Annotated in this window: 21 protein-coding genes and 1 riboswitch; of the genes, 12 read left to right on the top strand and 9 right to left on the bottom strand. The window is 69.1% G+C overall.

Going from position 1 to position 23,078, the window contains the following annotated elements:
- Positions 1 to 4 precede the first annotated feature (4 nt).
- From WS96_RS30960 to WS96_RS30940, 5 genes are all read left to right on the top strand, one after another.
- Positions 5 to 715, top strand: a complete 711-nt coding sequence (locus tag WS96_RS30960) for a chemotaxis protein CheW (protein WP_059837666.1) — start codon at positions 5 to 7, stop codon at positions 713 to 715.
- A complete protein-coding gene (locus tag WS96_RS30955) occupies positions 712 to 3,021 on the top strand; it encodes a hybrid sensor histidine kinase/response regulator (RefSeq protein WP_059837664.1) in 2,310 nt (769 codons plus the stop codon). Before WS96_RS30960 ends, WS96_RS30955 begins: the two co-directional genes overlap by 4 nt.
- Positions 3,018 to 4,037 (top strand): chemotaxis response regulator protein-glutamate methylesterase, encoded by a 1,020-nt coding sequence (locus WS96_RS30950; protein ID WP_059837662.1) that lies wholly within the window; start codon positions 3,018 to 3,020, stop codon positions 4,035 to 4,037. Before WS96_RS30955 ends, WS96_RS30950 begins: the two co-directional genes overlap by 4 nt.
- A gap of 79 nt (positions 4,038 to 4,116) precedes the next feature.
- Positions 4,117 to 4,222: riboswitch (Fluoride riboswitch) on the top strand.
- A 79-nt stretch (positions 4,223 to 4,301) separates the two neighbouring features.
- Complete coding sequence (locus tag WS96_RS30945) at positions 4,302 to 5,543, top strand: voltage-gated chloride channel family protein (RefSeq protein WP_059837659.1); 1,242 nt, start codon at positions 4,302 to 4,304, stop codon at positions 5,541 to 5,543.
- Between the two features lie 78 nt (positions 5,544 to 5,621).
- Entirely contained in the window at positions 5,622 to 6,203 is a 582-nt protein-coding gene (locus tag WS96_RS30940) for a hypothetical protein (protein ID WP_059837657.1), read from the top strand.
- A 12-nt stretch (positions 6,204 to 6,215) separates the two neighbouring features.
- Here the strand turns inward: WS96_RS30940 and WS96_RS30935 are convergent, their stop codons facing one another.
- A complete protein-coding gene (locus WS96_RS30935; RefSeq protein WP_059837866.1) occupies positions 6,216 to 6,929 on the bottom strand; it encodes a riboflavin synthase in 714 nt (237 codons plus the stop codon).
- A gap of 209 nt (positions 6,930 to 7,138) precedes the next feature.
- Positions 7,139 to 9,001, bottom strand: a complete 1,863-nt coding sequence (locus WS96_RS30930) for an ABC transporter ATP-binding protein (RefSeq protein WP_059837655.1) — start codon at positions 8,999 to 9,001, stop codon at positions 7,139 to 7,141.
- A 485-nt stretch (positions 9,002 to 9,486) separates the two neighbouring features.
- Between WS96_RS30930 and WS96_RS30925 the strand changes: the two genes are divergently transcribed.
- Positions 9,487 to 10,368, top strand: a complete 882-nt coding sequence (locus tag WS96_RS30925; RefSeq protein ID WP_059837653.1) for a Dyp-type peroxidase — start codon at positions 9,487 to 9,489, stop codon at positions 10,366 to 10,368.
- A 96-nt stretch (positions 10,369 to 10,464) separates the two neighbouring features.
- Here the strand turns inward: WS96_RS30925 and WS96_RS30920 are convergent, their stop codons facing one another.
- The 3 genes from WS96_RS30920 to WS96_RS34270 all read right to left on the bottom strand — a co-directional run bounded on the left by WS96_RS30920 (position 10,465) and on the right by WS96_RS34270 (position 12,082).
- Complete coding sequence (locus WS96_RS30920; protein WP_059837651.1) at positions 10,465 to 10,866, bottom strand: OsmC family protein; 402 nt, start codon at positions 10,864 to 10,866, stop codon at positions 10,465 to 10,467.
- Positions 10,867 to 10,955: 89 nt separating this feature from the next.
- Positions 10,956 to 11,879, bottom strand: a complete 924-nt coding sequence (locus tag WS96_RS30915) for a LysR family transcriptional regulator (RefSeq protein WP_059837649.1) — start codon at positions 11,877 to 11,879, stop codon at positions 10,956 to 10,958.
- Between the two features lie 35 nt (positions 11,880 to 11,914).
- The gene (locus tag WS96_RS34270) at positions 11,915 to 12,082 is read right to left on the bottom strand and encodes a hypothetical protein (protein ID WP_156443714.1); all 168 of its coding nucleotides are present in this window, start codon (positions 12,080 to 12,082) and stop codon (positions 11,915 to 11,917) included.
- Between the two features lie 281 nt (positions 12,083 to 12,363).
- Between WS96_RS34270 and WS96_RS30910 the strand changes: the two genes are divergently transcribed.
- The 6 genes from WS96_RS30910 (at position 12,364) to WS96_RS30885 (ending at position 18,403) form a co-directional block, all read left to right on the top strand.
- Positions 12,364 to 13,428: a helix-turn-helix domain-containing protein gene (locus WS96_RS30910; protein WP_059837647.1), complete on the top strand. Its 1,065-nt coding sequence runs from the start codon at positions 12,364 to 12,366 to the stop codon at positions 13,426 to 13,428.
- Positions 13,377 to 14,693, top strand: coding sequence for an Nramp family divalent metal transporter (locus tag WS96_RS30905; RefSeq protein ID WP_059837645.1), 1,317 nt, complete (start codon positions 13,377 to 13,379; stop codon positions 14,691 to 14,693). The genes WS96_RS30910 and WS96_RS30905 overlap by 52 nt, the downstream gene beginning before the upstream one ends.
- Positions 14,694 to 14,773: 80 nt before the next feature.
- Entirely contained in the window at positions 14,774 to 15,364 is a 591-nt protein-coding gene (locus WS96_RS30900; protein ID WP_059837643.1) for a phosphatase PAP2 family protein, read from the top strand.
- Positions 15,365 to 15,851: 487 nt separating this feature from the next.
- Positions 15,852 to 16,640: an SDR family oxidoreductase gene (locus WS96_RS30895; RefSeq protein WP_059837641.1), complete on the top strand. Its 789-nt coding sequence runs from the start codon at positions 15,852 to 15,854 to the stop codon at positions 16,638 to 16,640.
- Between the two features lie 37 nt (positions 16,641 to 16,677).
- Positions 16,678 to 17,694, top strand: coding sequence for an NADP-dependent oxidoreductase (locus tag WS96_RS30890; protein WP_059837864.1), 1,017 nt, complete (start codon positions 16,678 to 16,680; stop codon positions 17,692 to 17,694).
- Positions 17,695 to 17,890: 196 nt separating this feature from the next.
- Positions 17,891 to 18,403 carry a hypothetical protein gene (locus WS96_RS30885; protein WP_059837639.1) on the top strand — a complete coding sequence of 171 codons (513 nt, stop codon included), beginning with the start codon at positions 17,891 to 17,893 and terminating at the stop codon, positions 18,401 to 18,403.
- A 46-nt stretch (positions 18,404 to 18,449) separates the two neighbouring features.
- On the opposite strand, the gene WS96_RS30880 is transcribed toward WS96_RS30885, so the two are convergent.
- The 4 genes from WS96_RS30880 to WS96_RS30865 all read right to left on the bottom strand — a co-directional run bounded on the left by WS96_RS30880 (position 18,450) and on the right by WS96_RS30865 (position 22,930).
- Positions 18,450 to 19,502, bottom strand: coding sequence for an AI-2E family transporter (locus tag WS96_RS30880; protein WP_059784156.1), 1,053 nt, complete (start codon positions 19,500 to 19,502; stop codon positions 18,450 to 18,452).
- A 235-nt stretch (positions 19,503 to 19,737) separates the two neighbouring features.
- Positions 19,738 to 20,322, bottom strand: a complete 585-nt coding sequence (locus WS96_RS30875; protein WP_059501268.1) for a BPSL1445 family SYLF domain-containing lipoprotein — start codon at positions 20,320 to 20,322, stop codon at positions 19,738 to 19,740.
- 65 nt (positions 20,323 to 20,387) lie between these two features.
- Positions 20,388 to 20,774, bottom strand: a complete 387-nt coding sequence (locus WS96_RS30870) for a DUF883 family protein (protein WP_034205288.1) — start codon at positions 20,772 to 20,774, stop codon at positions 20,388 to 20,390.
- A 284-nt stretch (positions 20,775 to 21,058) separates the two neighbouring features.
- Positions 21,059 to 22,930, bottom strand: a complete 1,872-nt coding sequence (locus WS96_RS30865; protein ID WP_059837637.1) for an ExeM/NucH family extracellular endonuclease — start codon at positions 22,928 to 22,930, stop codon at positions 21,059 to 21,061.
- Positions 22,931 to 23,078: the final 148 nt, after the last annotated feature.

Raw genomic sequence — 23,078 nt, 5'->3', positions numbered from 1 at the left:
ATTCATGAACCGCGCCGCCGCTGCCACTGACGACGCGACGCTCGACGTCGACGATTGCTGGAACCGGATCGGCACGCGCGGCGACCGCTCGTGCGAGCGGCTGAACGACTGCCTGCGCTGCCTGAACTGCCCGGTCTACGCCAGTCACGCGGCGAAGCTGCTCGAGCGTCCGCTCGACGTCGCCGAGATGACGGACGTCACGCGCCGGATGAGCGCGTTCGGCACCGCGCATGCGCGCGACGACGACGGCGATACGCGCCATGCGGCGCTCGCGTTCCGGGTGGCCGACGAATGGCTCGCGCTGCCGATCGGCGTGCTGCGCGAGATCGCCGGCACGCGCCCGATCCATTCCCTGCCGCATCGCCGCCATTCGGCCGTGCGCGGGGTGGTCAACATCCGCGGCACGCTGCGCATCGCGATCTCGATCGGTGCGCTGCTCGGCCTCGATGCCGGCAAGACCGGCAGCGGCAGTGGCGACGACGGCCGTTTCACGCGGCTGCTGGTGGCCGCGCACCAGGGCGAACCGGTCGTGTTTCCGGTCGACGAGGTCGAGGGCGTGCTGCGCTTCGGCGCCTCCGACTGGGTGCCGGTGCCTGCCACGGTCGGGCGCGCGAGCGCCGGCCTGTCGCGCGGCGTGCTGTCGTGGCGCGGCAAGTCGGTGGGGCTGCTCGACGACGATCGTCTGTTCGACGCCGTGACACGGAGCATGCGATGAGCGGCGATGACGACCTGAGCCACCTGTCGCTGCTCGAGCTGTATCGCGAGGAGACGCGCACGCAGACCCAGGCGCTGTCGGAGCGGCTGCTCGCGCTCGAATCGGGCGAGCCCGATTCCGTCGCGCTCGAAGCGTGCATGCGCGCCGCGCATTCGCTGAAGGGTGCCGCGCGCATCGTCGGCGTGCCGCTCGGCGTCGAGATCGCCGGGCGGATGGAGGAATGCTTCGTCGCCGCGCAGGCCGGCACGATCGCGCTGACGGCCACGCACGTCGACGTGCTGCTGGCCGGCGTCGATTTGCTGGTGCGCGTCGGCGATCCGCAGGGGCAGCCCGTGTCGCAGACTGAGATCGACGGGTTCGCGGCGGCGCTGACGGGCGCCGACGGCGCGCAGACGATGCAGGCGCCGGCCGCCGTGCCGCCGCCGGTGCCGCCGTCGTTGGTGCCGTATCGCGAACACGACGGCGCCGCGAACGAGCCGGTCGGGGCAAGTGCCGCGATGCCGCCGCTCGCCGTGTCGGGCACGCCGCCCGATCCGGTTCAGGCCGGCCGCGTGGCGGGCGCCGGTGCGATGCGCCGCGTGCGCGCCGATACGCTGAACCGGTTGTTGAGCCTGTCCGGCGAATCGCTGGTCGAATCGCGCTGGCTCAAGCCGTTCGCCGAATCGATGCTGCGCGTGAAGCGCGCGCAGCGCGACGCGGCCCGTTCGCTCGACCTGATGTACGAGCAGTACGCCGACGATCTCGACGCCGGCATGCTCGCGTCGATGAACGAAGTGCGACACATGCTCAACGACCTGCAGCGCTCGCTCGCCGAGCGCATGGACGAATTCGACCGCTTCGAGCGGCGCAGCACGCATATCGCCGAGCAACTGTACGACGAGGCGCTGCAATGCCGGATGCGGCCGTTCGGCGACGCGACGCGCGCCTATCCGCGCATCGTCCGCGATCTCGCGCGCTCGCTCGGCAAGCAGGTGCGTTTCTCGATCGTCGGCGAAGGCACGCAGGTCGATCGCGACATCCTCGACCTGCTCGACGCGCCGCTCGGCCACCTGTTGCGCAACGCGATCGACCACGGCGTCGATTCGCCCGACGCGCGTCAAGCGCGCGGCAAGCCGGCCGAGGCGAGCGTCACGCTCGAGGCGCGCCACAGCGCGGGCTCGCTGCTCGTCAGCGTGATCGACGACGGGCCGGGCGTCGACATGGATGCGCTGCGCGCGGCCGTCGTGCGCCAGCGCCTGACCGACGACGAGACGGCCGCGCGGCTGTCCGATCCCGAACTGCTCGAATTCCTGCTGCTGCCGGGCTTCTCGATGCGCGATGCGGTGACCGACGTATCGGGGCGCGGCGTCGGCCTCGACGCGGTGCAGGAGATGGTGCGCGGCGTGCGCGGCGCGGTGCGGATCTTCAACGAGCCGGGCGCCGGCATGCGCTTCGTGCTGCAGTTGCCGCTCACGCTGTCGGTGATCCGCAGCCTGCTCGTCGAGGTCGGCGGCGAGCCGTATGCGTTTCCGCTCGCGCACGTGCGCCGCACGCTCGAACTCGCGCACGACGACATCGACGTGCTCGAAGGGCAGCCGCATTTTCCGTTCGACGGCCGGCGCGCGGGTCTCGTCGCCGCGCACCAGTTGCTCGACGCGGGCGAGCCCGATGTCGCGCGCGCCACCACCGCGGTCGTGGTCGTCGGCGGCGAACCCGAGCTGTACGGCGTCGCGGTCGACCGCTTCCTCGGCGAACGGATGCTCGTGGTGCAGCCGCTCGACAGCCGCCTGAACAAGATCCAGAACATCGCGGCCGGCGCGTTGCTCGAGAACGGCGACCCGGTGCTGATCGTCGACGTCGAGGACCTGATCCGCTCGGTCGACAAGCTCGTGCGCGGCGGCCAGCTCGCACGGCTCACGCGCGATCCGCAACTCGCGCTCGCCGACCGGCGTCGCCGCGTGCTCGTCGTCGACGATTCGCTGACGGTGCGCGAGCTCGAACGCAAGCTGCTGGAAAAGCGCGGCTACGACGTGACGGTCGCGGTCGACGGGATGGAAGGGTGGAATGCGGTGCGCAGCGATGCGTTCGATCTCGTCGTGACCGACGTCGACATGCCGCGCATGGACGGCATCGAACTCGTCACGCTGATCAAGAGCGACCCGATGCTCAAGCGCGTGCCGGTGATGATCGTGTCGTACAAGGATCGCGACGAGGATCGCCGGCGCGGGCTCGATGCCGGCGCCGATTACTATCTCGCGAAGAGCAGCTTCCACGACGAGGCGCTGCTCGATGCCGTGCACGACCTGATCGGGGGCGCGCACCGATGAACATCGGCATCGTCAACGATCTGCCGCTGGCCGTGGAGGCGCTGCGCCGCGTGATCGCGCTGCGCGCGGACCATCGCGTGCTGTGGGTGGCGACCGATGGCGACGAGGCCGTGGATTTCTGCGTCGCGCATCCGCCCGACGTCGTGCTGATGGATCTCGTGATGCCGAAGGTCGACGGCGTCGCCGCGACGCGCCGGATCATGGCGCGCGCGCCGTGCGCGATCCTGATCGTGACGGCGAGCGTCAGCGCGAACACGTCGTCGGTGTACGAGGCGATGGGCGCCGGCGCGCTCGACGCGGTCGACACGCCGACGCTCGCGCTCGGGCTGTCGACCGATGCGTCGCCGCAGGCGCTGCTCGCGAAGATCGACCAGATCGGCCGGCTGCTCGAAAGCCGCACCGCGGCGCTCGTGCCGCCGGGGCCGGCGCCCGCGCGCGGACAGCCGACGCTCGTTGCAATCGGTGCGTCGGCGGGCGGGCCGACCGCGCTCACCGCGCTGCTGCGCGCGCTGCCGGCCGACTTTCCGGCCGCGATCGTGATCGTCCAGCACGTCGACCAGGCATTCGCGTACGGCATGGCCGAATGGCTCGACGGCTATACGCGGCTGCCGGTGCGCGTCGCGCGACAGGGCAGCGTGCCGGAAGCGGGCGAGGTGCTGCTCGCGGCGACCAACGACCATCTGACGCTGTCGCCGCGCGGCGTGCTCGGCTATACGCGGCATCCGGCCGAAACGCCGTACCGGCCGTCGATCGACGTGTTCTTCAACAGCGTCGCGGACGGCTGGCAGGGCGATGCGCTGGGCGTGCTGCTGACGGGCATGGGACGCGACGGCGCGCTCGGCCTGAAGGCGATGCGCGCGAAGGGCTGCTATACGATCGCGCAGGACGAAGCGACCAGCGCCGTGTACGGGATGCCGAAGGCGGCCGCGGCGATCGGCGCGGCGTCGGCGATCCTGCCGCTCGATCAGATCGCGCCGCAGTTGATCGCGCGGCTCGCGCTCGCGCCGCGCGACTGACGGCGCACCGGCCAGGCGCCGTCGTTTCGCGGCGCGCCGGCGTCTGCGTTGCGTGCGCGGCGCGGCGTCGCGTACAATCGCGGCCTGCGGAGATGGCATGCCTCCCTGCGGTCGTTCGCGGCGCGTGGCGCGCGCGGTGCGGCCCTCAACCGCCGGTTTGCCCGGCTGATGATGCCTGCGTGTTCCTGGGTCGTCAGGAGGTCGCAGGCCGTCCATCCGGCGTTCTGCCGCCCAGGTTTCGATGTTCCGTCGAATCTGGAAATCATGTTTTTCACGACTTCTGCCGATCTTTTCGCGACCCTGCGCTATGTGTGCCGCTGGCTCGCGCTTTCCGCGCTGCTCGGCGCGCTGGCCGGTACGGCTTCCGCCGTGTTCCTGATCGCGCTCGACTGGGCGACCGGCACGCGCGTCGCGCATCCGTGGCTGTTGTGGGGGCTGCCGGCCGCCGGTTTCGCCACCGGCTGGATCTACCATCGCTTCGGCCAGTCGGTCGCGCGCGGCAACAACCTGCTGATCGACGAGATTCACGACCCGAAGGCGCTCGTGCCGAAGCGGATGGCGCCGCTCGTGCTCGTCGCGACCGTCGTCACGCACCTGTTCGGCGGGTCGGCCGGCCGCGAGGGCACGGCCGTGCAGATGGGCGGCGCGCTCGCCGATCGCGTCACGCACCTGTTTCGTCTCGATCGCGAGCATCGCCGCGTGCTGCTGATGGGCGGCATCGCGGCCGGCTTCGCGTCGGTGTTCGGCACGCCGCTCGCGGGCGCCGTGTTCGGGCTCGAGGTGCTCGCGATCGGGCGCGTGCGATACGACGCGCTGCTGGCCTGCGTCGCGTCGGCGATCGTCGCGGACGCCGTGTGCCGTGCGTGGGGCGTCCATCACACGGCCTATGCGATTCCGTTCGTGCCGGCCGTATCGGCGACGGGGCTGGCCGTGACGGTCGTCGCGGGCATCGCGTTCGGCGTGGTCGGACGGCTGTTCGCGTTCGCGACGCATGCGCTGACCGCGTGGTTTCGCCGCGCGATCCGCCATGCGCCGCTGCAGCCGGTGCTCGGCGGCCTGCTGGTCGCCGTGGCCGCGACCGTGCTGAACGTGCCGCAGTATCTCGGCCTCGGCATCCCGACGATCGAGGCCGCGTTTCGCGGCCCGCTGCCGCTTTACGATTTCGCGGGCAAGTTCGCGTTCACCGTGGTCACGCTCGCGTCGGGATTCAAGGGCGGCGAGGTGACGCCGCTGTTCTACATCGGCGCGACGCTCGGCAATGCGCTCGGCCAGGTGCTGGCGCTGCCGGTGCCGGTGCTCGCGGGGCTCGGCTTCGTCGCGGTGTTCGCGGGCGCGGCGAACACGCCGATCGCGTCGACGATCATGGCGATCGAATTGTTCGGCGCGGATATCGGCGTGTATGCGATCGTCGCCTGCGTCGTCGCGTATCTGTTCTCCGGACCCGCGGGGATTTATCGCGCGCAGCGCGTGGCGGTGGGGAAGGGGGCGCGGGTGGCGGCGGAGTGAGGTGCGACCGCGGTCGACGTCGTTCGCTCGCGGCGGCGCGATACGATACCGGGAACGCTCGAACAACGGAGGCATCGGATGACGCTGGACGACTTTCTGACCGAAGCGGCGCGCATGGCCCGGCCATGCCATGCGTACCGATTCGCGGCCGACGGCGAACCCGTTGCCGGCTACTGGCATGGGATCGATGCCGGCGCGTTGTGCATTTCCGTCGAGCGCGACGGCGCCTGGCTGAACGTGTATCTCGACGAAAGCGGCGCAGGCGGCCGCGTGGAGATTTCCACGCAGCCCGTCCGCTCGGATCGCCCGCTGCGCCGATCCGACGCAACGTCGTTGCCGCCGGTCGATGCGGTGTTCCGCTTCGGCTCCGCGGCGATCGACGCCTATCTCGACGCGCACGGCTGGCAGCGCGACTGGGGATTCAACGACAACTTCAAGGGCGCCGCCGCGCATGACTACGTGCGCGAGTGGATGGTGCAATGCCCGCTTTACACGGGCGGGGTGGTGGCCGTCGCGGGCGGATGGAACATGCCGTGGCCCGATGACGGGGACGAGCCGATCGATCTCGATTTCGTCCTCTGGACGTTCGAGGAATCGGAACCGTGGATCGAAGTGTTTTCCGACGGCAGCCGCTACTCGGTGATCCAGCGGATCACCTAGGGCAATCGGCCGTTACTGCTTCGGCAGCCGCGCGACGTTGCGCGCCAGCAGTTCCTCGATATCGATGCCTTTTTCCGCCAGCAGCGCGGTGACGACGCCGTTCAATTCGCCGAGCGTTTCCTTGACCGATTCCCGGATCGTATCGACGACGACCTGGGTGCTGCGCTCGATCTCGATGTTGACCGTGTCGTTGACGCCCTTCGCATCGAACGTGGTCGCGCGGCGCGTTTCGGGAATCAGCCAGACGTCGAACCAGCCTTCGTCGCGATTGACGTCCGACACGGTGAGGCTGCAGCCGTTGATCGCGATGTAGCCCTTCGCGAACACATAGCGCTTGAACTCGGCAGGTACGCCGATGCGGATCATCCGGTTGTGCTCGGACGATGCGATGTGCACGATGGTCCCCGTGAAATCGACATGGCCGGACAGCGGATGCCCACCGATCTCCGCGCCGTCCTTCGCGGCCCGCTCGACGTTGACCCGCGCGCCGGTCGCGAGCTCGGCCAGCGTGGTGATTCGCAGGCTCGGCAGCATGACGTCGAAGTCGATCAGCACCGGCGAATGGATGGTCGTCACCGTCAGGCACACGCCATCGACCGACACGCTCGCGCCGATCTCGATATCGTCGGTGAACCGCTCGGGGAATGCGATGCTGAAGGTCCTCAGCTCGCCGTGATCCTTGATGGCGTCGATGGTGCCGACGCCCTGAACAATGCCTGTAAACATGGTCTGCCTTTCGTCGCGAATTGCCTGGCCGACATGATAAGTGATCCCGGCGGCGGACACGCGCGGCGCGCGGTCCGGCGCCGCCGAGCCAACGCCGCGGACACGAAAAAAGGCCGTGCGCATGGCACGGCCTCGATCCGGAACCGATTGCCGCCGCGAGGCCCGGCGGCGATGACCGCGCCGCCGGGCCAGGTCGCGACGCGCCTGCCTCAAACCTCGGCCGGCTCTCCCAGCGGCCCGGCATCGCGATCCGCCGTGCGTCGCGGCGAATCGGCGAGCCCCTTCGCCAGCTCCAGCGCCTGCCGCTCGAACAGCCGGCGATAGATGCCGCCGTCGATGCGGATCAGCGCGTCGTGGTTGCCTTCCTCGATCACCTTGCCGCGATCGAGCACCAGCAGCCGGTCGAGCGCGCGCACGGTCGACAGCCGGTGCGCGACGACGAGCGTCGTGCGGCCGACCATCAGCCGCTCCATCGCCTGCTGGATCAGCAGCTCGCTTTCGCTGTCGAGGCTCGACGTCGCTTCGTCGAGGATCAGGATCGGCGCATCCGCGAGGAACGCGCGCGCGATCGCGACGCGCTGGCGCTCGCCGCCCGACAGCTTGATCCCGCGTTCGCCGACGAGCGTGTCATAGCCGTCCGGCAGCGCGGCGATGAAGTCGTGCGCGCTGGCCAGGCGCGCGGCGCGTTCGATGTCGGCGCGGCTCGCGTCGGGGCGCGCATACGCGATGTTCTCCGCGAGCGTGCGGTGGAACAGCACGGGCTCCTGCTGGACGATCGCGATCTGGCTGCGCAGCGAATCCTGCCGCACCTGCGCGATGTCCTGGCCGTCGATCGTGATGCGGCCGCCCGATACGTCGTACAGGCGCTGGATCAGCTTGATGAACGTCGTCTTGCCCGATCCCGAATGGCCGACGAGGCCCACGCGTTCGCCGGGCGCGATCCGCATCGAGAAATCGTCGTACAGCGGCACCGGATGGTTGCCGTAGCGGAACGTCACGTGCTCGAAGCGGATCTCGCCTTGCCCGATCCGGATGGCCGGCGCGCCGGGGCGATCGTCGATGCCGAGCGGCTGGCGTTCGAGCGCGACGAGTTCTTCCATGTCGTTCACCGAGCGCTGCAGGTTGCGGATGTGCATGCCGACGTCGCGCAGGTAACCCTGCAGCATGAAGAACATCGTCAGCGCGAACGCGATGTCGCCGACGCTCGCCTCGTCGTTCATCCACAGCCGCAGGGCGACGCCGATCATCGCGGCCTGCATCGCGACGAGCATCGCGCCCTGCAACCCGCCGTTGAACGTGCCGCGCACCCACGTGCGGCGCGTGCGCTGCCGCCACTTGCCGATCACGCGCGCGAGCCGCGCTTCCTCGCGCGCTTCCGCGCCGAACGCCTTGACCACCGCGTTGCAGCTCACCGCATCGGCGAGCGCGCCGCCCATGCGCGTGTCCCACAGGTTGCCGAGCCGGGCGGCCGGCGCGACGATGCCGAGCGACACCGCGACCGTCACCGCGATGTACAGCAGCGACCCCGCGCCGACGACGAGCCCCATCACGGGCCAGTGCGTGCCGAGCAGCACGGTCGCGCCGACCAGCATCGCGACCGACGGCAGCAGCGCGATCAGCACGGTGTCGTTGAGCAGGTCGAGCGCCCAGATGCCGCGCGTGATCTTGCGCACGGTCGAGCCCGCGAAGCTGTTCGCGTGCCAGTCGGTCGAGAAGCGCTGCACGCGGTGGAACGACGCGGCGGCGATCTCGCTCATCATCTTCAGCGTGAGCGTGATGATGTTCAGGTAGACGCCCTGACGCAGCACCGTCGCGCCGATGCCGAGCCCGGCGAGCGTGGCGAACGCGACGAGGGCCGAATGCCACGCGGCGGCGCGGTCGGTCAGGCCGCTCGACAGCGCGTCGACGAGGCGGCCGGCGAACAGCGGCGTGAGGACGTCGGCGAGCGCGGCGAGCAGCGCGAGGCTCGCGACCGCGGCGATGCGCACCGGCTGCTTGCGCCAGTAACGGAGGGTGAAGCCGAAGACGGCCTGGAATGCATGGCCGCCCAGATGGGAGGTTTTTCTGGTCATGTATCGTTGCCCGGCGCGTCGCGCGACGGGACTTTCCGGTTCGGAGAACGTCGAAAACGCAACAGCCGGACCGCGCGAAACACGCGGGCGGAACGAAACGGGCTGTCGGGAAAAGCGCGGCTGACGGGTCAGCGGAAAACTCGGGAGCCGGCGCGGACGGCGGGCTGGATCAACTGCGCCGTGAGACCACGTTCGGGAAGGTTGCTGGCATTCGGAACATCTGCACCTCCCTGAAGTGAACGGTTGAAAGGACGCCGAAAAGACGTGCAGCGATTTTATCAGGAGTGTCGCGCGCGCCGCAATGTCTGACGAATGCGGCGTTGCAGCGTCGATACGGTTAGTATTCAGGGTTTTGGCCCCTTTTCGCGTACGTTGCGCGATGGCGGGCACGGGCCGCGGCGGGCGCATCGATTACACTTCGGCGTCCGCGGCGCGCGACGACGCGCGCCCGCCCGGATCCACTCCGAACCCTTCCCGAGGAAACGATGAGCGACGTTCAGCAAGGCATCCTGGCTCCGATCGATACGGCAGCGCGATACCTCACTTTCACGATGTCGAATGACGGCAATATCGCCGCGGCGCTGGCCGCGCTGCGCGAGATCGTCGACGGACGCGACACGGTCGTCGGCTTCGGGCACGCGCTGGCTGCCTATCTCGGACATCCGGTGCCGGGCCTGACCGACTATCCGGCGTTCGCGGTGAACGACCGGACGCTGCCGGCGACGCCGGCCGACGTGTGGGTCTGGCTGCGCTCGGACGATCGCGGCGAGATCGTGCTGCGCGCGCGGGCGATCGAACGCGCGCTCGCGCCGGCGTTCGCCCTGCAGGACGCCGTCGACGGCTTCCGCTATTCGAACGATCGCGACCTGTCCGGCTACGAGGACGGCACCGAGAACCCGGAAGGCGACGACGCGATCGCCGCAGCGATCGTGACGGGGCAGGGCGCGGGGCTCGACGGTTCGAGCTTCGTCGCGGTGCAGCAGTGGGTGCACGATTTCGACCGGATGGAGCGCATTCCGTCGGGTGAGATGGATCACATCATCGGGCGCCGCCGTTCGGACAACGAGGAACTCGACGACGCGCCCGAATTCGCGCACGTGAAGCGCACCGCGCAAGAGAGCTTCGAGCCCGAGGCGTTCATGCTGCGCCGTTCGTCGCCGTGGTCGGACGCGCGCCGCGCGGGCCTCTATTTCGTCGCGTTCGGCTGCTCGTTCCGCGCGTTCGACGTGCAGATGCGCCGGATGAGCGGCGCGGAAGACGGGATCGTCGACGGCCTGTTCCGCTTCACGCGGCCGCTGACGGGCGCGTATTTCTGGTGCCCGCCGATGAAGGACGGCAAGCTGGACCTGTCCGCGCTCGGACTGTAAGCGCCGGGCGGGATCGACGAACGGGCGGGTCGCGCCGGATGCGCGGCCCGCCCGTTTCGTTTTTCAGGCGGCCGGCCATACGGCCTGCCGCGTGCGTCAGTTCAACGTCGTGTCGATCCGCGTGCCGCGCTTGATGAACTGCGTGACCGGCGTCTTCTCGCAGATTTCCGCGAGACGCTGGCGTTGCGCGTCGTCGAGCGGGCCGTCGAGCGTCACGACGCGGCGCACGTACTGCACGCCTTCGCGATCGGCATGCAACTCTGTGCGCACCGTGATGCGCGCGGCCGGCCATGCCTTGCGCTGCATGTACATGCGCAGCGTCGCGGCCGTGCATTGCGCGAGCCCGGCCAGCACGAACGCGTATGGCGCCGGCCCGCGATCCTGACCGCCTTCGCGCGGCGCTTCGTCGCCGGTCAGCGCATGCGTGCCGGCCTGCAACTGGACGACGTAGTCGGGCGCGTCGGCATCGAGGACGGCGGCGGCGTGGATGAGGGACATGGCAAATCTCCGGTAGCGGATCGAGGAAAGAGGGCGCCGTGCGGCGGCGCGCAGCCGCCAGCATACCGTCGCGCTCGCGTGCCGCACCGCTACGTGTCGGCGATACCGGCGCTGCTGCGCACGAGCGCGGCGATGCGCTCGCGCACCCACCGATGCGCGCGATCGGTGTCGCGCGACTCGTGCCAGTACGCGAGCAGCGGGAACGGCTTGAGCCGCAGCGGCAGCGGCCGCACGGCGATCGGCAGCAGCGCGGCCATGCGCCGCGCATAGGTGTGCGGCAGCGTGACGAGCAGATTGCCGGCCGCGGCGATCTGGCAGGCGGCGAAATAGTGCTGGCAGGTGAGCCGGATGTCGCGCAAGCGCCCGTCGTTGCCGAGCAGGACGTCGAGCGATTGCGGCGCGCCGAGCGACGACACGGCGATATGCTGCGCCGCGAAATAGTCGCCGCGTCGCAGCGGGTCGCGCGCGAGCGGATGATCGCGGCGCATCGCGACGACGAGCGAATCGTCGAGCAGGTGTTCGGTGGCGATGCGCGCGCCGGTCGGCACGCGGCGATCGACGACGACGTCGAGATTGCCCGACGCCAGTTCGCGTTCGATGTCGGGCACCGCGATGCGACGGCTGACGAGCCGCAGGCCCGGCGCTTCGTCGGCGAACGCGGCGACGATGCGCGGCAATGCGATGGATTCGAGCACGTCGCGAATGCCGACCGCGATGCTCAGGTCGAGCGTCGCGGGATCGAAGGCGGACGGATCGCGCGCGGTGCCTTGCAGGCCCTTCAGGTGCCGCTGCACGTCCGCGATGATCGACCGCGTGCGCTCGGTCGGCACGACCCGATTGCCCTGGCGCACGAACAGCGGATCGTCGAAATGCGCGCGCAGCCGGTTGAGCGCATGCGTGACGGCCGGCTGCGTCAGATGCAGCGCGCGGGCGGCCGCGCCGATGCCGCCATGCACGTAGACGGCGTCGAGCACGCGAAACAGGTTCAGGTCGAGACGGTGATCGGCGGGCACGGAGCGCGGGCGGCGTGGTGAAGGACGGATCGATTCTAAAGGATGCGCAGGCAACGGATGCACGGCTCGGCATACGCGCCGATCGTGCGCGTTCGATGCGTGTCGACGCCGTTCGCGCCGATACGGGAGCGGCCGCTCGACCGCTGCGCGACGCCATCGAACAGCACGTCGTCATGCATGACGGCCGCGATGGTTGGCCGCATCGGATGCGCGATTCCGTGCCGGCTTACCGGCGGCGCACGGCAGCCTGTAGTAATCCGCCATCATGCTGTCCCCGTCGGCCATTTCGCGCCAAAGGCACTACCCGTTCGGCTAAGATGCCGTCGCTTCATATTTCGGGATAGCCGTCCTGTCGCACGCATTCAAACCAAATATAAGCCTGACAGTTCGACGGTATTAGAAGAAGTCGAACAAGTCGGGGGCTTGGCCAGTGAATGCAGCAGATCAGCGGTGGGTCGTTATCTATTTGAGTACGGGGTTTTCGTTGGCCCAGGCCGCGCGTCTCGGCGAAGCCTTCAACCTGGCGAATCGCCTGCATGGGTACGGCGCGGATTATCAGCTCAAGTACGTATCCGAAAGCGGGGGACTGTTGCAGTCGTCGTCCGGCGTGAGAATCGCGGCCGATCCGCTCGGCGACGAACACAGCCGCCGTGCGCTCGCGTTCTTTCATCTTCATGGCGACCGGGCGGCCGTCAACTGGGACGACGCATTGCAACGGCGCCTGACCGACATTCGCCGGCATGCGCGCTGGATCGTCGACGCGATGGATCTGCCCGCGCTCGCCGCGACGCGGCGGCCGTCGTCGTCGATCGACGGGCGGCCGGGCCGGGCGGGGCGCCGGGCCGCCACGACGATCGAATCGCGGGCCGGCGAAACCGACGTGTTTGCCGCCGCGCTCGACATGTTCCGCGCCGACCTCGGCGACAGCGCCGCGCAGGAGATCGCCAGCAACATGATGCGGCCGGTCGAGCAGCGCTATGTGCAGTCGATGTGGGCGTTCCGCGAACTGAGCGCGAGCCCGTCGATCCGGATGTCCGCGCAGCGGCTGCGCGCGCAGAGCGTGAACCGCGTCTCGATCGCGAACGCCGCGCAGGCGGCCGCGATGAGCGAGCGCAATTTCCTGCGGCGCTTCAAGAAGGAAATCGGCGTGACGCCGACCGAGTTCGTCCAGCACGTGCGGCTCGAACGTGCGTGCCACATGCTGATCCATACGACGCTGCCGGCCGACAAGGTCGCGCGGCGCACCGGGTTCGGCAGCGGCGAGCGGCTCGCGAAGCTGTTTCGCCAGCGCCTGTTGATGTCGCCGACCGAATTTCGCGTCGCCGAGCGGGAAAAAATCCTCGCGCACGGCGCCGCGTCGCCCGATTCAGATGACGCCCGCGCCGCCGCATGTTGCGACGGCGACGGGGCGGGTTGCGACGCATGCGCGGCCGAGCGCGGGAAAACGGGCCGGATACCCGTAGAATCGTCGTGTCGCGATCTCGATTCCCGGTTTCCATGCCCTTCCTCCCCACTACCGCCACCGCCCCTTTCTGCCCGTCGGAAGTAAAGGGCAGCATCACGATCGACGCCGCCGCGCCGCGCTGGCGCAAGCTCAGGCGTTTTTTCGGCCCCGGCCTGCTGGTCGCGATCGGCTACATGGATCCCGGCAACTGGGCGACCGATATCCAGGCGGGCTCGCAGTTCGGCTATGCGTTGCTGTGGGTCGTCGCGTTCTCGAGCCTCGCGGCGATCTTCCTGCAGATGCTCGCGGCGCGGCTCGGCCTCGTCGCGGGCAAGGATCTCGCGCAAGCCAGCTACGACCGCTACGGGCGCGTCGGCCGCGTCGTGCAGTGGATCACCGCCGAAGTGTCGATCATCGCGTGCGACATCGCGGAAGTGCTCGGCTGCGCGCTCGCGTTCAAGCTGCTGCTCGGCGTGCCGCTCGCGTGGGGCGTCGTGCTGACCGCGCTCGACACGGTGATCGTGCTCGGCCTGCAGGGCAAGGGGTTCCGGCAGATCGAGGCGATCGTGCTCGGGCTGATCGCGACGATGGCGTTCTGCTTCGTCGCGCAGGTGGCGATCACGCCGCCCGACTGGCATGCGGTGGTCGGCGGGCTCGTGCCGGGCGATCCCGGCCACGATCGCAAGGACGCGATCGTGCTCGCGCTCGGCATCGTCGGCGCGACGATCATGCCGCACAACCTGTATCTGCATTCGTCGGTCGTGCAGACGCGGCACGTCGTCGGTGGCGCGCGCGGCGTGATCCGCGACACGCTCGCACTCGTGCGCATCGATACCTGCGTGTCGCTGTTCGTCGCGATGCTCGTCAATGCGGCGATCCTCGTCGTCGCGGGTGCGGCATTTCATGCGACCGGCCAGCACAACGTGACCGACATCGAGCAGGCGTACCGGCTGATCACGCCGATCGCGGGCGGCGCGGCCGCGCTGTTGTTCGGCATCGCGCTGCTCGCGTCGGGGCAGAGCTCGACGCTCACCGGCACGATCGCCGGCCAGGTCATCATGGACGGCTTCCTGCATACGAAGATCCCGTGCTACCAGCGCCGGCTGATCACGCGCGGGCTCGCGCTCGTGCCGGCGCTGATCGGCGTGCTGTGGCTCGGCGACGGCTCGGTCGGGCAGCTGCTCGTATGGAGCCAGGTGCTGCTGAGCCTGCAGTTGCCGTTCGCGATGTGGCCGCTGATCCGCTCGGTCAGCGATCGCGGCACGATGGGCGAACATGCGATCGGCCGCGGGATGCAGGTGGCCGCATGGGCGCTGTTCGCCGTGATCACCAGCACGAACCTGCTGTTGATTACCGGTGTCGCGGGCTGATACAGCCTGTCACAGGCTGACACAGGTGCGCTGCGCGCTTGCGGTAAACTGCGGCCTTTCGATCGTCCCCGAAGTCCGTCATGTGGAGTGAAATCAGCAACATCGGCGATGCCGCGCTGACCTTGCCGATCGCGCTGACCTGCGCGGCATGGCTCGCGCTGACCGACTGGCGTCTCGCCGCCCGCTGGGGCGTGCTGCTGGCCGCCGGCATGGGCGTCGTCGGCGCCACGAAAATCCTCTATGCGGGATGCGGCATCGAGCTGCCGCAATTCGATTTCCGCGTGATCAGCGGCCATACGATGCTGTCGACGTCGGTGTGGACGGTCGCGCTGTCGATGCTGTGGCAGGCGTTCCGGCCGGGCAAGGCGCCCGGCATCGCGGTCGGGCTGGCCGTCGGCGCGGTCACGGCCGTCGCACGCGTGTTCGATCATTCGCACACCGTGCCGGAAGTCGTCGTCGGCTGGATACTCGGCGCGCTGGTCGCGCTGGTGTTCCTGCGCGGCTACGACGGCGCGCGGCAGCGCGCGTTTTCGCCGCGCGTCGCGGCGGTTTGCCTGCTGCTCGTGTCGGGCATCGCGTACGGGCACCGTGCACCGTTCCAGCGGATGATCGACACGCATTCGCCGCAGCTCTGCGCGTTCGTGCGCGCGCCGTCGGGCGACGGGTTCTGACGGTCGCCGATGGCGGCCGCTCTGGCGCCTCCTCGCCGCCTTCTTGCCGCCGGCGTTCGTCCGGCGTTTTCCGGCGCATGGCACGATGCCACGCCGGCTCGTCTTCCCGATTGCATTCTTCTTCGTGCGCAACGCAACGTCCGTCTCCCGTTGATCGACTGGCCGACGCAATCCGTCCGAGCGGCCGCATCCGGCTGTTTGCGCACGGGCACCGTACGCGCAAGTCATGAACGATGCCTATGACCGGGCATAACGAAGATTCATTTCATCGATCGGCAGCATTCGCGTACGCTGGCTGTCGTTTTATCGCAGGCAAGCTGCGCGGCCGGTCCGGCTTGCGTCGCGGCCATCTCGATATACTCGCGGAAACCGTGCGTTGCGTCGCCGCGTCGGCGCACCGGCGACCGGCCCAGGTCGGCTGGACCATGCACGCAAACCCCGTCGCGGCAGCGTTGCGCGACGACGATTCACGACAGGAGCAGGTCACATGACAATCGTTTCTCCGCGCCTCGCCGGCAAGTGCGCATACATCACGGGCGCCGCGGGCGGCCTCGGCCGTGCGATCGCGCGCCGGATGGTCGAGCAGGGTGCGCGCGTGTTCCTGACCGACATCGCGGAAGCGGCGGTGCTCGATGCGTTCGCGCAGGAACTCAATGCGGGCCGTGCGGCGCCGGTCGCGTTCGCCGCGACCCAGGACGTGCGCGACGAAGCGCGCTGGCAGGTGCTGCTCGCGCAGGCGACCGACGCGATGGGCGGGCTGTCGGTGCTCGTCAACAACGCGGGCGTCGGCTCGATCGGTTCGCCCGCGCAAATCGAGCTGGACGAATGGCGGCGCGTGATGGCGATCAACGTCGAGAGCATCGTGCTCGGCTGCAAGCATGCGCTGTCGTACCTGGCCGAGAGCCATCCCGCGTCGATCGTCAACATCTCGTCGGTCGCGGCGTTCAAGGTCGAGCCGGACTTCACCGCGTACAACGCGTCGAAGGCGGCGGTCGCGTCGCTGACGAAGTCGGTCGCGATCGATTGTGCGCGCCGCGAGATCGACGTGCGCTGCAATTCGATTCACCCGGCGTTCATCCGCACGGGGATCGTCGAGCCGCTGTTCCAGTCGCTCGGCGAACGCGACGCGACGCGCAAGCTCGCGCGCGGCATTCCGCTGCGCCGGCTCGGCGATCCGGACGACGTCGCCCACGCGGCCGTGTATCTCGCATCCGACGAGAGCCGCTTCGTGACGGCCGCCGAACTCGTGATCGACGGCGGCATGTGCGCGGTCTGACACGCATCCCGAACCACGACGATTGGAGGAGAACATCATGTCGACACCCGTGAATCGCCAACTGCTGCTGAAGACGCGCCCCGAAGGGCGGGTCGGCCGCGAACACTTCTCGTTCGTCGAGACGCCGGTGCCGGCGCTCGCCGACGGCGAGGTGCTCGTGCGCGTGCTGTATCTGTCGATGGACCCGACCAACCGCGTGTGGATGAGCGACGTGCCGCAGTACCTGCCGCCCGTCGCGATCGGCGAGGTGATGCGCGCGCTCGGTATCGGCCGCGTGGTCGCGTCGCGCCATGCGGGTTTCGCCGAAGGCGAGCTCGTGCAGGGGCTCGTCGGCTGGCAGGACTATGCGGTCGTGCCGGCCGAGCAGGCCGCGCAGCTCGTGAAGCTGCCCGCGCAGTCGGGCCTGCCGCTGCCGACGCTGCTCGGCGCGTGCGGGATGAGCGGGCTGACCGCGTACTACGGGCTGACCGACATCGCGCCGGTCCAGCCGGGCGAAACGCTCGTCGTGTCGGCGGCGGCCGGCTCGGTCGGCTCGATCGCCGGGCAGATCGGCAAGATTCACGGCGCACGGGTGGTCGGCATCGCGGGCGGCGCGGACAAGTGCCGCTACCTGACCGAGACGCTCGGCTTCGACGCGGCCGTCGACTACAAGGCCGACGATTTCCGCCAGCAACTGAAGGCGGCGACGCCGGACGGCGTGCACGTGAACTTCGAGAACGTCGGCGGCGAGGTGATGCGCGCGGTGCTGTCGCGGATGGTGATCGGCGGGCGCGTCGCGCTGTGCGGCGTGATCTCGAACTACAACAGCGGCCGCGCGGCCGACGACGTCGGCGTGCTGATCTCGAAGCGGCTGACGATGCGCGGCTTCCTGATCCTCGATTACCGCAAGAGCCGCGAAGCCGTGCAGACGCTCGCGGGCTGGCTGCGCGACGGCCGGCTCAAGGCCGAGGAAACCGTGGCCGACGGTCTCGAAAACGCGCCCGACGTGCTGAACCGCCTGTTCGACGGCGACCATCGCGGCAAGCTCGTGCTGCGCGTCGATCCGGACGCGTGACGGGCGTGCGACTTCGGTCGCATCGGGCCGCGGGGCCGTGTCGGCTGCGCTGAGTTCGATCAATTCGGCTGCAGTTTAGGACTTGTCCCATATATTGTCCGGGCCGCTCTCCTTACAGTAATTGCCAGCACACGGGCGGCGTGACCGATGCGTCACGCCGCCCGTTTTTTCGGTCACGCGGCAGAGGAGAGGGAACATGCGCAACAACGCGAAGCGATCGGCATCGGCGACGGCAGCGGGTGCCGGCGTCGTGCGGACGATGGTGTTCGGGCTCGGTGTCGTGTTCGCGATGTCGAATGCCATGCCGAACGCGATGGCGGCCGGACAGCCTGCGTCGGATGGCGTCGTGCGGTTCGCCGGTTCGCTCGTCGATCTCTACGACGTGACGCTCGATGCCCCGGCGGGCGTGCAGGTCGACGCGCGGGACGCGGCCGGCGGCGCGGCAACGGCCACGCTGCGGTTCGATGCGCATGGCCGGCGCCTGGCCGGTGCGCAGGTGGCGCTGGTCGGGCCGAACGGCGCGCCGCTCGCGTCGGACGGCGGCGCGGCGGTGCGGGTGACGTGGCGCGATGCGCGCGACGAACGAAGCGTGCCGCTGGCGCCGGGCCGGGTTCATCGCGTCGGCCCGTATGGCGGCGTGATGACGGTCGCGGCGGATGAAGCAACGGGCGCCGTGGCGCCCGTCTTGATCCATATCCGTCATCCTTGACCGGCGATGTCCGCACGCGTGCGGCGCGCCGGCGGCCGGACGCGCGTCATTCGCCCTGTTCGGCGCGCGCGTAGATGTCCCAGCTCGCCATGAACAGCGCGGCGACGAGCGGCCCGATCACGAAGCCGTTGATGCCGAACAACGCCATCCCGCCGAGCGTCGAGATCAGCACGACCCAGTCGGGCATCTTCGTGTCCTTGCCGACGAGGATCGGGCGCAGCAGGTTGTCGACGAGGCCGATCACGCCGACGCAGAACACGACGAGGATCACGCACTTCCAGACCGAGCCGATCATCAGCAGGTAGAGCGCGGCCGGCACCCACACGAGGCCCGCGCCGATCGCGGGCAGCAGCGACAGGAACGCCATCAGCGCGCCCCACAGCACGACGCCCTCGATCCCGAGGATCCAGAAGATCAGGCCGCCGAGCGCGCCTTGCACGAGCGCGACCGCGATGTTGCCCTTCACGGTCGCGCGCACGACCGTCGTGAATTTCGCGAGCAGCAGGTTCTTGTGCTCGTCGTCGAGCGGCAGCGCGCGGCGCACGCGGCGGCCGATCTCGCCGCCGTCGCGCAGCAGGAAGAACACCATGTACAGCATCACGCCGAAGCTCACGATGAACTGGAACGTGTTCTGGCCGATGCTGAGCGCCTGGGTCGCCGCGAACTGGCTGATCTGCGCGGCACCGTCGGTCAGCTTCTTCTGGATGCCCGGGATGTTGGTCAGCCCGTATTTCTGCAGCAGATGCTGGACCGACGACGGCAGTGCGTGAACGATGTCCTGGAAGTACTGCGAATAGTTCGGCTGCGCGGTCTTGATTTCCTGGTACACGTACGCGATTTCCTGCACGAGCGTGCCCGCCACGAACACGAGCGGCAGGATCACGATCAGGATGATCAACGACAACGTGACGAGCGCGGCCAGGTTGCGCCGCTTGCCGAAGCGCGCGGCCAGCCAGCGCTGCACGGGCTGGAACAGGATCGCGAGAATGGTGCCCCAGAACACGGCGCCGAAGAACGGTGCGAGGATCCAGCAGAGTCCGACGGTGACCGCGAACAGCAGGAAATAGAAGAATTTTTGGTGATCTTGTCCGCTATCCATGGGTGACATTCGCGCAGATTGATGCGTGGTTTGATTGAATTTCGTTGCCCCGTGCGCGATCGATTCGCGAACGTCACGGGTTCGCGGCCAAACGCGTTGCGGGGCGGCCCACGCGGAGTATGCCCGCAAAGGTGCCGCCATCATAGCCGCTGCTTGACAGACATGCGAAAACGCCGCGGCCGGGGCCGCGGCGCTGCCGGGAAGCGAACGCGGCGCGAGGCCGCGTGCCGCGTCGTCAGATGTGGAGCTTGGTGACCTTCGTGCCGTTCACCGACAGGTCGCCCATCAGGCCCGCGTTGGTCAGGACCAGCACTTCCACCGGCGCGGTGGCCGTGGTGGTGTCGACCGCGCCGTTCGCGCCCACCTTCACGACCGCGACCGACGCGTCGGCGCCGGCCGACCAGCCGTCCGACTTGCGGAACGAGTCGAGCGCATCCTGCGTCATGAACAGGAACACGACCGCCTTCGACTGCGCGCCGGCCTGCAGGCCGACCGACAGCGACGACGTGTTGTAGTAGCCGACGGTACTGCCGCCGACGCGCAGCGCGCCGTTGCCGGACTGGGCGCCGACGATGAAGCCGGCTTGCAGCACGTTCGGGAACACGAGGACGCCGCGTGCCTTCGAGACCAGATCGCGCGAGCCCGGCACCGTCGAATACAGGCGCGACAGCGTGGCATTCACGCTGGCATCGATCGACTGGCGTTTCGACGCGCTGGCCGCCGCGCTATCGGGTTTGTCGGACGTGGTCGTGCAGCCGGCGAGGGCGAGGCTGCCGAGCATCACGGCAGCGGCGGCTTTCATGGCGAGGGATTTCTGCATGGCGGTTTCTCCTTCGTTGTCTGATTGAGAGCGGACGGTGCGGGCGACGGTGCGGGCAGCCCCGTTCAACGGCGGGAAAGGAGCAGCCCCGCGACGAACGCGAGGCCCGCGACGACGCCGGCGGTCTGCCACGGATTCTCGTGCACGACCTGCGACATGCGTTCGGCCGAATCGCGCAGCCGGGCGGCCGCGCTGCCCGACGCGTAGTCGAGCGCGCCGCGCGCTTCGTCGATCCGGGACTGGATGCGTTTGCGCAAGGCGGCGATATCGCCATCGCCGTCGTTTTTCAGCAAGTCTTCCAGTTCGTCGACCAGCCCGCGCAGATCGTCGCTCACGTCGGCTTGCAGGTCGCGGGCGGCGGAGCGGGTCGTACGGCCAACGCGTCGGCCGGTGCGGCGGATATCGGACAGGCCGCGGTCCAGCTTGTGTTCGATCGAGTCGGTAAGCGCCATGGTGTTTATCCTCCTTCGATTCCAGGCTAATTTGAAGATAAGACGAATCGCAGCAACTAGTGTGATTCACTTGATCCGTTTGAGTTTCGAGACAAATTTTCAATTCGTCGGCGGGATCGCCCGAGCGCCCCGTCACGCGGGGCGGAGCGGCGGTTGAAAAAATTTCGCGTCTCGGCCGACGCCGCGTGTCGAGCAGCGGATCGCAGTGAAAGCCCGGTAAATATGGCGTTGCCGGGCCATCAGGTAAATAGTGCCGTTGCAGGTCGCGTACTGATGCAATTGCACTAATCGACGGCAGATCGAGGCGCACGATTCGTGCCCGGTGCCGATCGCCCACCGCTGCCGTCCAGCGCGACGTCGATGACGACGGGATCGTGGTCGGACGAGCGGTAGGCGTCGGGCGCGTAATAAGCAGACCGTCGCGCGGACGTTTTGTAATCGGGCACGGGTTGCAGGACGAGCGGTTCGTCCGCGTTGATGTGCCAGAACTGCACGGCCTTCACGCGCGCGGCGAGCGGCGGCGTGGCAAGTGCGTGGTCGAGATTGCCGGCTTCGCCGCGAAATACGTAGCTGTACGCAGCATCGCCGACGAAGCGGGCAACCAGGTTCGCATAGCCGCGCGCTTCGAGCTTGCGAACCGGGTCTTCCTTCGCATAACTGTTCAGATCGCCGATCAGCAGCACGCCGTCGGCCGCGACGCCCGTCGGCGACGTGGCGAGCCAGTCGGCGACGCGCGCGGCCGCCTGGGTACGCGCCGCATTCCAGCAGCCCTGGCCGTCGGACTGGTCGAGATCGGCGCCGCTCGCATGCGGGCAGTTCTTCGACTTCAGGTGATTGACCGCGACCGTGAACGCGCGCGTGCCGCCGATGCGCCGGAACGTCTGCGCGAGCGGCGGGCGGTGCCGGCCGCCGAGTGCGACGGTGGCGGCGCGCCCGACCGGCTCGACCGTGCGGCTGTCGTACAGCAGCGCGACCGCGATCGCGTCGCGGCCCAGCCGCGCGGTGCCGGGATCGACCGTGCGCCAGCCGGCGCCGAGTTGCGCGGCCAGACGCGTCACGGCGCTCGCGTCGCCGTGGCCGTTGTTCGCGATTTCCATCAGCCCGATCACGTCGGCGCGCAGCGCGCGCAACGCCGCGACGATCTTCGCTTCCTGCCGCGCGAACGCGGCAGGCGTTTTCGCGCCGCGGCCGGCCGGCGCGTCGAATCCGCCGCCGCGGCCGTCGCCGTTGAAATAGTTGAAGACGTTGAACGATACGACGCGCACGTCGGCGTCGGGATGCCGGGCCGGTGCCGCGGTACGCGGGTTCGCGGCGGCCTCGAACACCGGCGCCGTGCCGGCCACCGGTTGCAGCCGCCATGCGCCGTAGCGCCACTCGAGCACGCCCTCGACGCCGCGTACCGTGTAGCCCGCGCGCAGCGTGTTGGCGGCGCTCAGCGCGGGCGGCGGATAGCGGACGGTCGCCGGGTCGCGGCGGCTCGAACCGTCGTCGAGCACGATGCGGTTCAGCGCGTTGGCTGCGGCCCGGGCGGCAGCGTCGGCCGGCAATGCGACCTGGGTTGGTACGCGCAGCCGGCCGTTGCTCAGTACGATGCTGCCGTAGCGGCCGAGTTCGTAGGTATCGCTGACCGTCAGCGTTTGCGGCAGGCGTACGCGCATGGCTTCGTGCGCGGCCAGGACGGCGGGCGACGCGACCGGCAGCGCGAGCGTGGCCGGCGTGACCGTCTGCCCGCGTGCGCAGACGGTCACGCGGCCCGACAGCGTGAACTGCGTCCGGCCGTATTGCTCGTCGACCTTGCCGGTCAGATGCACGAGATCGCCGGGCTCGGCGCGCGCGTTCGGCGCGTGGACGAACAGGCCCTCCGGCACGCCCGGCCGCCGTTGCCGCTGCGCGTCGGCCTGCTGGACGAAAAAGCCGCCCAGGCCGCCGGCGCCACCGAACGCCGCGGTGACGACCGCTTCGATCGACGTCGTTTGCCCGGCGAGCGGCGACGGCCGGCCGGCGCGGCGGATCTCGGCAATCGCCGTGGTCGCGCCGCCGCAGCCGCTGCTGACCGGCAGCGCGGCGACGGCCGGCCGGGCGAAGAGCGGTGCGCAGAGCACGGCGGACAACGCCGCGAACGGCGCAACGGCGAACAGGGGAAGCGGGCGTGACATGAGACGGTCCACAGGATGAAAATCCGACGGTTCGGGACCGCATCTTGAAGGCAAACTGTCAGGCTGCGACCGAAATGGCCGTCCGGCCAGTGCCGGTTGGCCAACGATGCGGCAAGCCGCCCCGCGGCTGTTACGCTTTCGCATCGGC

Origin of the sequence: Burkholderia sp. MSMB1835 (genome assembly GCF_001526365.1) — a bacterium.
In the GTDB taxonomy this organism is placed as follows: Bacteria; Pseudomonadota; Gammaproteobacteria; order Burkholderiales; family Burkholderiaceae; genus Burkholderia.
The sequence above is the reverse complement of the archived record's forward strand: the minus strand, read 5'-3'. Positions and strand labels throughout refer to the sequence as shown.